Below are 12,586 nucleotides of genomic sequence, written 5' to 3'. Positions count from 1 at the left end.
GAAAGCAAGCTTCACCTCTTAGGTGGATTCTTGCTTTTTTCGTATGAGTGAGGAGAAATGATGAAACGTTTTGATTATCTTACACCTGTTGGTTTTGTGTTAGGAACGATTATTATTGTGATTGGAATTATTTCCGGATCGGGAGTAAGCGGTTTCCGCTCTTTTCTAGATCTGACTTCTTTCTTTATCGTAACAGGAGGGCTTTGCGCCGCTGTTTTTATCAGTTTTCCGCCGAGAGAGCTGAAAAAAACGCCCACTGTGTTAAAGCAGGCATTTATCCGCCAGGAAGACAATGTAAAAGATCTTGTGAAAACCTTCGTTTCCCTTTCCGATCATGCGCGCAAACATGGGCTTTTATCACTTGATGACCAGGCCAGAGAAATCAGAGATCCATTCTTGAAAAAGGGGCTGCTTCTGGCGGTTGACGGCTGGGATGAAGAAACGATTCGGCTTGTCATGGATTCAGAAATTGCAGCAATGGAGGAACGGCACCGCAAAGGCCGGCGTGTTTTGGAGAAGGCGGGGGAATTCGCTCCGGCGTGGGGCATGATCGGGACACTGGTCGGGCTGGTGCTGATGCTCAAAAACTTAAATGACCCTGATATGCTCGGCCCGAATATGGCTGTTGCACTTTTGACGACTTTATACGGATCATTGCTGGCAAACATGGTATTTAACCCGATTGCGGCTAAGCTCGAAGAAAAAACAGAAAGTGAAATCTTCATCAAACAGGTAATGGTGGAAGGTATCATCGGGATACAATCCGGAAAAAATCCGCGGAATCTGGAAAGCCAGCTCGTCGTTTTCAGTTCTCGGGAAGAATGGCGGAAGCAGCATAATCAAGTAAAGACAAAAAAGGGATCTGTACATGAAGCTTAGAAGAGAGCGCTTTGAACGAAGGAATGGAAACGGGAAAAACAATCAATCATCCTCGGGCTGGATGGTCACCTTTACAGATCTGGTTACGCTGATCCTTGTGTTCTTTATTTTACTTTTTTCGATGTCGCAGATTGATCTGCAGAAATTTAAAGCAGCGGTGAACTCGATTCAAAAGGAAGGCAGCGGGCTTCAGCCAGACCAAACAGCCATCGATCAAAAAGACACGCCGTCAGCCGATGCAAAGAAGCAAGAGAATCAGCAGGATCAACTGCTGCAAAAAGTGAATACATACATTCAAGAGCACCAGCTGAAGGCGAAAATGACAGCAAAGCGGGATGAACGCGGTGTCGTGCTCGTTCTTCAGGAAGCGGTGCTGTTTGATTCAGGCGAGGCTAAAGTGTTGGAAAATGCTGAAACGCTTCTTCACCAAATTGCAGTTCTTCTTCAGACTATTCCAAATGATATTCAGGTGGAGGGCCATACAGACAGCCGAAATATTTCAACGTACAGGTATCCGTCCAACTGGGAGCTATCCGCAGCACGGGCAAGCGGAGTGATTCAATATTTCACATCAAAAGAGAAACTCCCGTCGAAGCGATTTATCGCTGTTGGCTATGCGGATACAAAGCCTGTAAAGGATAACAAAACAAATGAACACATGAAGGAAAACAGACGTGTAGAAATCGTCATCAAAAAATCAAAAACGACCTCTTCGTGAAGGTCGTTTTTTTATTTTGTTTTTTCCTGACGCTCTGATCGTATCGCATATAACGCTTTACTGACGGTTTGGGCATTTTTTTCTGTAATTTCTGCCTTGCGTGGAATCGGCGGATATAAATCGGCGGGATCGCTCCAACTGGACGGAAGGGTGACTGGGCATTGCTTTTGCCATTTTGCGATCCATTCAGATGGAATGTCATGTCCCGGATCGATCCCTTTCATTTCAAGCCATACTCGGGCCCAGGCACGGGGCACCACACGCCAAATATCATATCCGCCTCCTCCGACGGCGATCCATCTTCCGCCGCAATATTGATGCGCTAAAGCGTGAGCAAGCCGCGGAATCTGTTCGTAAATGGCAATCGTTGCTGACAAATGCGTCAGTGGATCGTAGTAATGGGCATCAGCTCCATTTTGGCTGATAATCACATCTGGCTGAAAATAAGCGGCGATTTCTGAAGCTGCTGTCTGGTAAGCCTCAATAAATGAATCATCCTCCGTAAAAGCATCAAGCGGGATATTAAAGGAATATCCGTAGCCTTTTCCGCTGCCTTTTTCCTGAATCTGACCGGTTCCGGGGAATAAATATCGTCCCGTTTCATGAATGGACAGGGTGCATACGTTGGGATTATCATAAAACGCAAATTGCACACCGTCTCCGTGATGGGCGTCCGTATCAATATACAGCACCTTGGCTTGATATTTTTTCTGAATATACTGAATCGCTACAGCGCTGTCGTTGTATATGCAAAATCCAGAAGCCCTTCCGCGAAACCCGTGGTGCAGGCCTCCCCCAAGGTTGGCAGCATGCAGTGCTTGTCCAGACATGACATAATCCGCAGCTGTTAAGGTTCCGCCGACTAATAGTGAGGCAGCTTCATGCATGCCTGCAAAGACGGGTGTATCTTCAGTGCCGAGCCCGTAGCTTTCCCCTTCTTCGGGTGGAAGTTTTCCGGCGCCGGCAAGCTGTACTGCCTGAATATAATCGTCCGTATGCACAAGAGCCAGCTCATCTTCCGCCGCAAGCCGGGGACTGACGATATCTCCCTCGTCAAAGGCATCCATCGATTTGAGCAAATCATATGTCAGCAGAACACGCTGCTGATTAAAGGGGTGCTCCTGATGAAACATATAAGTCTGATAAGAGGGAGAATAAATAAACACACTGTCCCTCATAGCTGATCCCTGTGCTCTGACGGCCATACGATGAGATGCCCGTTTTTTTGCAATTCCTGCAAAAACGGCAGCGGATTCATCGTCTTGACACGGAATACAAGCACCTTTGCGCCGGAATCGTCATGGGGATAGACAAGAACGCTCAGTATTTTGACCTGAAGTCTTTGGCAGAGGCCACTGATATCGGCGAGGCTTTTTGTGATGTCATTTACTTTTATCTCAACCTGCGATCCGGGCTGGTCAGCGCCTGTCAGCTTCACAAAAGTCCGCAGCAAATCGGTTTTTGTCAGAATGCCGATTAACTTGTGATGCTGCACGACTGGAAGGCAGCCGATGCCATGCTCGTAGAAAACTGCTGATATTTCTTCAACAAAATCAAGCGGATGGGCGCACACGACGTCTTTTTTCATAATGGATTCAACGCTTCGTGTGAGAAAACGGCTGCGTTTGCTTTCTTCAAAAATACTGGGGCTGGCCTGTTTCATATCTCTGTCTGTAATCATCCCAATCACATGGCGGTCTTCATTAATAACAGGCAAATGCCTGATATGAAATTCCTTCAGCTTGTGTATTGCCGTTTCAAGCGTATCCGTTTTCGTTAATGTGATGACATCCTTTTTCATGATTTGCTCAACAATCATTATCTTTTCCCCTTTGTCAGTGTCAGTTAATACATATAACGATGATAAAAACGGAGCCTGTCAAATCGTTCAATTGATTCCTGGCTGACGTTTTTTCCGATGCGCGCCATCAGGCAGTTCGCAGGATGGGAGCTGATCTCTGGCTCATCGGTGGCAAACCAGACCAATCCGCCTGCGTTCATCATTTTCTCCATGATCTTTCTGTACTCCCACACATCCTTTTTCATCCCTTTTAAATCCCAATGCCAGTAATATTCTGTCGTCATCACAATGTAGTTCTCCATTTGTTCGTCCATCATGCTGACGGTCAGAAGTGTTTTTCCGACAGAACATCCCCGGTATTCCGGTGCCACCTCAATGGCTCCGAGCTCAAGCAAATCCTCCATATTTCCTTCTGACCATCTTTCGAGCGGGTCAGGGTATAGATACGTCACATAGCCGACAATGGCCTGGCCGTCTCTGGCAATGATAATGCGTCCCTCAGGAAGGCCGGCGATATCGACTAATGCTTCATGCTGTTCCCGGGGCGGCCGAAATGCGGTCAAATCCTTATGAAACTCATAACCTGCCAAGTCTTCTGGAGAGACAGGCCCTTCTATCAGTAAGGAGCCGGTTGCTGTTTTGATGTTTGCAGAGTGATATGTTTTATGATGTTCCACTGATTCACCGTCCCATCAATTTCTATAAAAAATACATGCCTCCTTTAAGAATAACAAATTATAAAGCGTTTTCAACATGCTTTATATTTTAAAAATTGAGAAGAATATGAATATATACTATAATAAATGTGACAACTTCAGCAAAGGGGGATGTTTGGACATGAATTTGAAAGCGTTACCAGCGATAGAGGGGGATCATAACCTAGAAAACTACGATGAAACGTATCGGCAATTTGATTGGTCCGAAGCGGAGAAACATTTCTCTTGGCATAAGACAGGGAAATTGAACGCGGCTTATGAAACGATAGACCGCCACGCCGAATCTTTTCGGAAAAACAAAGTAGCGCTTTATTATAAGGACGCAAAACGGGATGAAAAATACACATTTAAAGAAATGAAAGAAGAAACAAACAGAGCCGGGAATGTACTGAGACGGTATGGAAATGTGGAAAAAGGGGACCGCGTTTTTATTTTTATGCCGAGATCACCCGAGCTTTATTTTATTATGCTAGGCGCTATCAAAATCGGCGCAATCGCCGGGCCGTTATTTGAAGCGTTTATGGAGGGGGCTGTTAAGGACCGGCTGCAAAACAGCGAGGCAAAGGTTGTCGTCACGACGCCTGAGCTTTTGGAAAGGATTCCGGTTGAAAAGCTGCCTGATTTACAGCATATATTCATAGTCGGCGGCCAGGCTGAAAAGAGAGGAACAAACATCATTCATTATGATGAAGTGGCTAAGCATGAGAGCACAAGACTGGACATTGAATGGATGGACAGGAAAGACGGCTATTTGCTTCACTATACATCAGGATCTACGGGTACGCCAAAGGGTGTGCTTCATGTCCATGAGGCGATGGTTCAGCAGTATCAGACAGGAAAATGGGTCCTTGATTTAAAGGAAGAGGACATTTATTGGTGCACGGCCGACCCAGGCTGGGTGACTGGAACGGTGTACGGGATTTTTGCGCCGTGGCTGAACGGAGCGACAAATGTTATTGTCGGCGGACGATTCAGCCCGGAAAGCTGGTATGGAACGATTGAGCAGCTTGGCGTAAACGTCTGGTACAGCGCGCCGACTGCCTTTCGAATGCTGATGGGAGCCGGAGATGAGATGGCTGCCAAATATGATCTGACTTCACTCCGCCATGTGCTGAGTGTCGGTGAACCTTTAAACCCGGAAGTGATCAGATGGGGGCATAAAGTTTTTAATAAACGGATTCATGATACATGGTGGATGACAGAGACGGGCGGACAGCTGATCTGCAACTATCCTTGCATGGATATTAAACCAGGCTCGATGGGAAAACCGATTCCCGGTGTAGAAGCAGCAATCGTTGACAATCAGGGGAACGAGCTTCCGCCGTATCGAATGGGGAACCTCGCCATTAAAAAGGGCTGGCCATCTATGATGCACACGATTTGGAACAACCCTGAAAAATACGAATCTTATTTTATGCCTGGCGGATGGTATGTGTCGGGTGATTCTGCCTACATGGATGATGAAGGGTATTTTTGGTTCCAAGGCAGAGTGGACGATGTCATCATGACCTCCGGTGAGCGTGTCGGACCTTTTGAAGTGGAAAGCAAGCTTGTCGAACATCCGGCAATTGCGGAGGCGGGGGTGATTGGAAAACCTGATCCGGTGCGCGGCGAAATCATCAAAGCCTTTATCGCTCTCAGAGAAGGGTTTGAGCCGTCTGATAAACTGAAGGAAGAAATCCGCCAATTTGTCAAACAAGGTCTTGCAGCCCATGCGGCTCCGCGTGAAATTGAATTTAAGGATAAGCTGCCAAAAACACGGAGCGGTAAAATCATGAGACGTGTGCTGAAGGCGTGGGAACTGAATCTTCCGGCCGGAGACCTGTCAACGATGGAGGATTAAAAGGCGCCGTTGACACGGGATTTTATTTATGTTAAAAATGATATAGCTTCATATGAAAAGGTAAAGATTGAGACAAGTAGAATATCCTTACGTTCCAGAGAGCTGATGGCCGGTGAAAATCAGCACAGACGGATATATCGAATACACTCATGAACCGCTTTTGCAAACAAAGTCGCTCAGGCTTTCAGTAGTGAAAGAACGGACCTGATCCGTTATCAGGCAAAGTGATAAGAGCGAAAAGCTGTATGTATGCTCTTATTAGTAGGGTGGTACCGCGATAATCAATCGTCCCTTCGTTTACACGAAGGGGCGTTTTTATTTTATTAAAAAAGGAGCTTTATCTCATGACAAACTTACTTGAAGACTTATCCTTCCGCGGATTGATTCAGCAAATGACGGATGAAGAAGGACTGAATAAACAGCTGAACGAAGAAAAAATCCGCCTGTACTCAGGCTTTGATCCGACAGCAGACAGCTTGCATATCGGGCACCTGCTGCCCATTTTAACACTCCGCCGTTTTCAGCTTGCGGGGCACCATCCGATTGCGCTTGTGGGCGGCGCGACGGGTTTAATCGGCGATCCGAGCGGAAAAAAAGCTGAGCGTACATTAAACACGGCTGATATCGTTGTCGAATGGTCGCAAAAAATCAAACATCAGCTTTCAAGATTTCTTGATTTTGAATCAGCGGAAAACCCGGCTGTTATGGCAAATAACTACGACTGGATCGGAAACATGAATGTGATCGACTTCCTTCGTGACGTCGGCAAAAACTTCGGCATCAATTACATGCTGGCAAAAGATACAGTCAGCTCCAGAATCGAATCCGGCATCTCTTACACGGAATTCAGCTACATGATTCTTCAATCTTATGATTTCTTAAACCTGTACAGAGAGAAAAACTGTAAGCTGCAAATCGGCGGAAGCGATCAATGGGGCAACATTACAGCTGGCCTTGAGCTGATCAGAAAATCTGAAGAAGAAGGAGCAAAAGCATTCGGTCTTACCATTCCGCTTGTAACGAAAGCGGACGGCACAAAATTCGGAAAAACCGAAGGCGGCGCAATTTGGCTTGATAAAGAAAAAACGTCCCCATATGAGTTCTATCAATTCTGGATCAATACAGACGACCGTGATGTAGTGAAATATTTAAAATACTTCACGTTCCTTTCAAAGGAAGAAATCGAAGAATATGCTGAAAAAACTGAAACAGCACCTGAAAAGCGTGAAGCGCAAAAACGCCTGGCAGAAGAAGTGACAGCGCTCGTTCACGGACGCGAGGCACTGGAGCAAGCGATTAATATTTCCCAAGCATTGTTCAGCGGCAATATTAAAGAGCTTTCTGCCCAAGACGTAAAAATCGGTTTTAAAGATGTGCCTTCTCTAGAAAAAGACAGCGCTGAAGAACTGTCACTCGTAGATGTGCTGGTTGAATCGAAACTGTCACCGTCTAAACGCCAAGCCCGTGAAGATATTAAAAACGGAGCCGTTTACATTAACGGTGAACGCCAGACAGAAATTGACTATATCTTATCTGCTGAAGACCGCATTGAAGATCAATTTACTGTTCTGCGCCGAGGGAAGAAAAAATACTTCCTTGTCACATATAAATAAGAAAAAACATCCTTTGCTTAATTGGCAAAGGATGTTTTGGTTTAGCGCATAGGAATTTGAGGGAAAGAGTATATTAGATAGGGCAAACACGACCATTCACCACCTTTTCAATAGGAGGGAGAGCTCACCGTGAATCTCATGTGTACGATCGCCAAAGAAAGATTACAGCGGGATTATTGGGAGCAGCAGACCAGAGAAAGTGTTGTCCAGCAGGAAACGGTAGAAGAATCAGACGAAAAAAAACCCCCGACCGCATAGCGGCAGGGGGTTTTTTAAACGATTAACGAGAGTAGAACTCAACGATAAGCGCTTCGTTAATTTCCGGAGCAAGTTCAGAACGCTCTGGAAGACGAGTGAATGTACCTTCAAGCTTTTCAGCGTCGAAAGTAAGGTATTCAGGAACGAAGTTGTTTACTTCAACAGATTCTTTGATGATAGAAAGGTTTCTTGATTTTTCGCGAACACCGATTGTTTGACCAGCTTTTACTTGGTAAGACGGGATGTCAACGCGGCTTCCGTCTACAGTAATGTGGCCGTGGTTAACCAATTGGCGAGCTTGACGGCGAGTACGCGCTAAACCTAGCTTGTACACAACGTTATCAAGACGAGAATCTAAAAGAATCATGAAGTTTTCGCCGTGTTTACCAGTCATTTTTGCAGCTTTGTCAAACAATGTACGGAATTGACGTTCGTTTACACCGTACATGTGACGAAGCTTTTGCTTTTCTTGCAATTGCAAACCGTATTCTGATAATTTTTTACGTTGTCCTGGGCCGTGTGGACCTGGAGCGTAAGGGCGTTTTTCTAATTCTTTTCCTGTTCCGCTAAGAGAGATTCCTAGACGGCGGGACAGTTTCCAAGATGGACCTGTATAGCGAGCCATAATGTGACTCCTCCTTTGGTTTTATTTTTGTGGAAAATAAAAACCGTCTGTTCTATTCGACCATGAACATTTTGTTTTCATGTATCCTCGCTCCAGCAGCAGAGAGTTACACGATACACCTTATTGATAAGGAACAAAATGAAAACATAGAAGCTGAACAAAAAGGCTGCAATATTTCACACAAAGGTCATTATATAATTTATTTGTTTTGAAGTCAACCATTCATCCATTATCGCTTTGCTGTTTATGATATAATAAACAAAAATTAGTGGTAAACTTTTTAGGTGATAAAACATGATAGAACAAACAAAAGATCAATTACCCGCCTTTCGTTATCATATGCTCGATTTTTTATTAAACAAATCTGTAAAGGTCTCATTCACCGACTCTCTTATATGGCTGACATCGGCTATTCAAACATATTTTCCATCACTTTGCGTATCCCTTATACCGTCTCCATCTGATCGCATGGCACAAATGACAGAGGATGAAGTGCATTTTTCTGCATCGAAAATAAATGCCTCATTTTATGTTATCGAGGATCATGTCTCCGGCAGGAGCTTTCATTTAACATGCAGGCAGGACGGAGTGTTTCCGGAAGAGCTTCCGGATTTGATTTCTTCTTTTTTGAATCAGTCAATGAAACAGGAAAGACTTTATATCAAAACAATCTATCAAAAAAAGATATACAAGATGACAGAACTGTTCCATTCGCTGCTCGATCAGACGGAAGTGTTAAAGAAGCTTCTTGAAAGCTTACACACCACGTTTCCCCTGTTTCAATTTTCTCTGTTTATTTCTCATGATCAGGACCAATGTATAGGTGTTCCTGCAAAGGAACTGTATATGGAAGAGGAAGATGCCGATTCCTTTGCGCTTAAAGTCTATCTATCCGGGGACATTTTGCGGAAAAATGAAACGGTCGCTTACATTCCAATTAAAGGGCAGCAGGGAACGTACGGCGTTCTGATGGCAAGTGGGGCGGGAGACAGTCCTCTTACCGACGTGTACCTTGATGAAATGTCACTGATAGCAAATGCCGCGGGAAAGGCGTTTGAAAATGCCCAGCTCTATGAACAATCCAAAACAAGTATTGCAAACTTGGAATTAATTAATGAAACATCGCGCCGTCTCAACCAGCGGCTGACGCTGACGGATACGATGAACGATCTTGCTGTGAGAATGGCTGAATCATTTCATGCTGAAGAAGTGGGCTTTTTCCATATTGACCATTTTGAACAGCAGACACTGCTTCCCGGGAGCACAGCATTTTTTAAAGAAACGAAGTCGTCTGATATATATAATGAAATAAAAGAAAAACTGTACGAAGGAGAGAATGGCGTTTTTATCGGAAATGGACAGTCTGTGTTTGGAAAAGCCGGATACGGTTCACTTATGGCTGTTCCGATGATGGAGAATGACCAGCTCCTGGGATTCGCCGTTTTGCTGAAAAAGGAAATGTACGCTTTTACATTTGAAATGTACAAGCTGTTCCAAGCGCTGATTCATCACGCAACGCTGGCTGTGACCAATTCGATGCTTCGCGACCGCCTTGAGCATCTGGTGAAAACGGATCAGCTGACAGAGCTGTATTCAAGAGTCTATTTAGATGAAAAAATCCAATACAGCATGAAAATTCATCAAAAAGGCGTTTTTATTCTTGTTGATATTGATAATTTTAAAAATGTAAATGATACGTACGGACATCAGACAGGGGACGAGATTTTAATACAAGTCGCTTCCGTTATCAAAAGCAATATCCGAAAGCATGATGTCGGTGCCCGCTGGGGGGGCGAGGAGCTGGCGGTTTACCTTCCGAATGTGACGGTAGCTGTCGGGAAACGGATTACCGAAAGGCTTGTTTGTGCGGTGAGAAAAAGCACGAAGCCTGAGGTGACGATTTCATGCGGAATCTCCTGCTGGGACTCAGAATCGAAAAAATCCTTGAAGGAGCTTGTTCACGAGGCCGACGAAGCGCTTTACACCGCGAAACGCAGCGGGAAAAACCGTTTGATGATTCACGAGTCGATAAAATGAAAAAAGCCCAAAACGCTACATGTTTTGGGCTTTTGCTGTATGCTCTACACTAAAGCTTTTTCAAGGATTTCTGCAAATTGTGTAAGATACTTTTCATCGATCTCATCAAATCGGTTTTTGACAGGGCTGTCAATGTCCAAAACGCCGACTAGGTTTCCGTCTACATGAATCGGAAGCACAATTTCTGATTGAGATGCTGCATCACAGGCGATATGTCCCGGAAATGCGTTTACATCCGCAACTCGCTCTGCTTTTCCGTTTGCATATGCTGTTCCGCAAACGCCTTTGCCGAAAGGAATACGGACACATGCCGGCAGACCTTGAAATGGCCCTAACACAAGCTGTCCTTCCCCTTCTTTAGCAAAATAGAAACCGGCCCAGTTGACCTCAGGCAATGAATGATAAAGCAGTGCTGACGCATTTGCGTAGTTTGCAATTTGGTCTGTTTCGTCTTCTGTTATGGCTTCGAGCTGTTTGAGCAGAAGCTGATAGTCTTTTTCTTTATCTCCAGATTGTTGTTCGACATGAAACATGGAAAACCCTCACTTTTTCTATAATATAAAACAAAATCCCGGCTTTTCTGCCGGCATTTGTCGATAAGTTCTTACAGGAACAGCCGGTCTCCGCCTTGAATTTGTAACAAGAGGAAGGAGTGAGCCGGTATGAAAGTAAGCACCAAAGACAAAATTATTGAATCTGCTGTCATGCTCTTTAACCAAAAAGGATTTTCTGGCACATCTGTCCGTGAAATTGCAAAGTCAGCTGATGTAAATGTTGCGCACATCTCCTACTATTTTAAAGGCAAAGGAGGTTTGATGGAACACTTAGTTTCAGAGTTTTACGAAGGCTACAATAAAACACTTGAAACAGCGGCAGGCAACATCTCTTTTCAAAGCACGCAGGAACAGCTTCTCCAATTGGTTTTCGATATTTTATCCTATCAGCATAACAATCGTCAATTAACTCGGTTTGTCTACCGGGAAGTCACCATTGATTCGACTTTAATAAGGGAAATAATGTCGACGTACCTGATGAAGGAAAAGTATATCTTCCAGCTGATTATTGAGGAAGGAGAAAAACAGCGAGAACATTTAACGCTGCCGCTGCCTCATTTTATTCTTCAATTAAAATCTCTCTTGATGATGCCCTATCTCCAGCCTCAATATATTTCAGAAGTGCTCTATATGCAGCCGCACGAGCCGTACTTTTATAAAATGTATTTTGAAGAAATCAAGATTTGGATCAGAAGCGTATTCCGGACAGGAGACATGCGGTCACAAATTAGCGCAGTTCAGTAAATTTCTCATACGCGTATCCGACATCACCCGCTTGATGGGCATCAGACCCGAATACAAGCGGGATGTTTTTTTTCTTCGCCGCCTCAATCATCCAATCCTCCAGATAAATATCCCCCGCGTATGTTTTTCTCAGACCTGATGTATTAAAGTCGAGCTCCATTCCGTTTTCCTTGACAGCGTTCAGGCACTCAGAAGCAAGTCTGTGAATATGATCGGACATTTTATAAGGAAACAGCCTGATGAATTTTTTAACGAGTGTGATGTGACCGACTCTTTTTGGCTTATACGCGCCGAGAGATGCTACAATAGAAGAATAAATGCTGCGGTAATACAGTTCATATACAGCTTCGATGCTTCCGCACTCTGAGATCAGCTTTTTAAATGTATGCTCATCATAGTCGAGGCACAGATAAGACGAGCTTGTGCGCAAAAAATGAACGGATAAGATGCTTTCATCTAAAAATGGGCCGTATGTATTCAGAAACGATTTGATTTCATCTTCGTATTCAGCAATATAATCGACCTCAAGCCCGGTCCGTATGTTAAGCTGTCCGCGATATTCTTTTTTTAATCCGGAAATTTCATTAATGTAGCGTTCCAAAGAGGCTTGCGCCATCGCGCTGTCTTTTTGCGGTGTCGGATCGGTAAAAGAGGGAGGCAAAGGAGCGTGCTCTGTAAACGTAATTGATTGAAAGCCTTTTTTTATCGCTTCCTCCGCATATTGTCTGAGTGTGTCTGTTGTGCCGTGAGGGCAAAATGGTGTGTGAATATGTCCGTCTCGCTTTAGCATTGGTGTCA

At 44.6% G+C, this 12,586-nt stretch carries 13 protein-coding genes and 1 other annotated feature; of the genes, 7 read left to right on the top strand and 6 right to left on the bottom strand.

Going from position 1 to position 12,586, the window contains the following annotated elements; translation table 11 throughout:
* Positions 1-60: 60 nt before the first annotated feature.
* Together motP and motS are read left to right on the top strand one after the other, a co-directional pair.
* Complete coding sequence (gene motP, locus NYE43_RS15145) at positions 61-879, top strand: flagellar motor protein MotP (RefSeq protein ID WP_024122512.1); 819 nt, start codon at positions 61-63, stop codon at positions 877-879.
* Entirely contained in the window at positions 869-1,597 is a 729-nt protein-coding gene (motS, locus tag NYE43_RS15140) for a flagellar motor protein MotS (RefSeq protein ID WP_024122511.1), read from the top strand. The genes motP and motS overlap by 11 nt, the downstream gene beginning before the upstream one ends.
* An 11-nt stretch (positions 1,598-1,608) precedes the next feature.
* On the opposite strand, the gene NYE43_RS15135 is transcribed toward motS, so the two are convergent.
* Genes NYE43_RS15135 through acuA form a run of 3 tightly spaced genes read right to left on the bottom strand, consistent with a single transcriptional unit; the run spans position 1,609 to position 4,075 of the window.
* Positions 1,609-2,775 (bottom strand): acetoin utilization protein AcuC, encoded by a 1,167-nt coding sequence (locus tag NYE43_RS15135; protein WP_024122510.1) that lies wholly within the window; start codon positions 2,773-2,775, stop codon positions 1,609-1,611.
* Positions 2,772-3,416: an acetoin utilization AcuB family protein gene (locus tag NYE43_RS15130; RefSeq protein WP_095714527.1), complete on the bottom strand. Its 645-nt coding sequence runs from the start codon at positions 3,414-3,416 to the stop codon at positions 2,772-2,774. The genes NYE43_RS15135 and NYE43_RS15130 overlap by 4 nt, the downstream gene beginning before the upstream one ends.
* A gap of 26 nt (positions 3,417-3,442) precedes the next feature.
* The gene (gene acuA / locus NYE43_RS15125) at positions 3,443-4,075 is read right to left on the bottom strand and encodes an acetoin utilization protein acetyltransferase AcuA (protein WP_069487059.1); all 633 of its coding nucleotides are present in this window, start codon (positions 4,073-4,075) and stop codon (positions 3,443-3,445) included.
* A gap of 160 nt (positions 4,076-4,235) precedes the next feature.
* On the opposite strand from acuA, the gene acsA reads away from it, so the two are divergent.
* The 3 genes from acsA to sr7p all read left to right on the top strand — a co-directional run bounded on the left by acsA (position 4,236) and on the right by sr7p (position 7,828).
* Entirely contained in the window at positions 4,236-5,957 is a 1,722-nt protein-coding gene (gene acsA / locus NYE43_RS15120; protein ID WP_024122507.1) for an acetate--CoA ligase, read from the top strand.
* A gap of 54 nt (positions 5,958-6,011) precedes the next feature.
* Positions 6,012-6,253, top strand: a binding site (T-box leader).
* Positions 6,254-6,301: 48 nt separating this feature from the next.
* Complete coding sequence (tyrS, locus tag NYE43_RS15115) at positions 6,302-7,570, top strand: tyrosine--tRNA ligase (RefSeq protein WP_095714526.1); 1,269 nt, start codon at positions 6,302-6,304, stop codon at positions 7,568-7,570.
* Positions 7,571-7,699: 129 nt separating this feature from the next.
* A complete protein-coding gene (sr7p, locus tag NYE43_RS15110) occupies positions 7,700-7,828 on the top strand; it encodes a small protein SR7P (protein ID WP_024122505.1) in 129 nt (42 codons plus the stop codon).
* A 22-nt stretch (positions 7,829-7,850) separates the two neighbouring features.
* On the opposite strand, the gene rpsD is transcribed toward sr7p, so the two are convergent.
* Entirely contained in the window at positions 7,851-8,453 is a 603-nt protein-coding gene (rpsD, locus tag NYE43_RS15105; RefSeq protein WP_024122504.1) for a 30S ribosomal protein S4, read from the bottom strand.
* A 294-nt stretch (positions 8,454-8,747) separates the two neighbouring features.
* On the opposite strand from rpsD, the gene NYE43_RS15100 reads away from it, so the two are divergent.
* A complete protein-coding gene (locus NYE43_RS15100; protein ID WP_326366344.1) occupies positions 8,748-10,490 on the top strand; it encodes a diguanylate cyclase domain-containing protein in 1,743 nt (580 codons plus the stop codon).
* Positions 10,491-10,534: 44 nt separating this feature from the next.
* Here NYE43_RS15100 and NYE43_RS15095 read toward each other — a convergent pair whose 3' ends face one another.
* Complete coding sequence (locus tag NYE43_RS15095; RefSeq protein WP_024122502.1) at positions 10,535-11,023, bottom strand: GAF domain-containing protein; 489 nt, start codon at positions 11,021-11,023, stop codon at positions 10,535-10,537.
* Between the two features lie 129 nt (positions 11,024-11,152).
* On the opposite strand from NYE43_RS15095, the gene refZ reads away from it, so the two are divergent.
* Positions 11,153-11,788 carry a transcriptional regulator RefZ gene (gene refZ / locus NYE43_RS15090; RefSeq protein WP_010335311.1) on the top strand — a complete coding sequence of 212 codons (636 nt, stop codon included), beginning with the start codon at positions 11,153-11,155 and terminating at the stop codon, positions 11,786-11,788.
* On the opposite strand, the gene hisJ is transcribed toward refZ, so the two are convergent.
* On the bottom strand, positions 11,772-12,578 hold the full coding sequence (hisJ, locus tag NYE43_RS15085; protein ID WP_341062183.1) for a histidinol-phosphatase HisJ: 807 nt from the start codon (positions 12,576-12,578) through the stop codon (positions 11,772-11,774). The two genes, refZ and hisJ, sit on opposite strands and share 17 nt — an antisense overlap.
* Positions 12,579-12,586 lie beyond the last annotated feature (8 nt).

It is taken from the genome of Bacillus sp. FSL R5-0434, from assembly GCF_038004745.1.
Lineage (GTDB): Bacteria > Bacillota > Bacilli > Bacillales > Bacillaceae > Bacillus > Bacillus halotolerans.
This window is presented reverse-complemented; position numbering and strand designations above follow the sequence as displayed.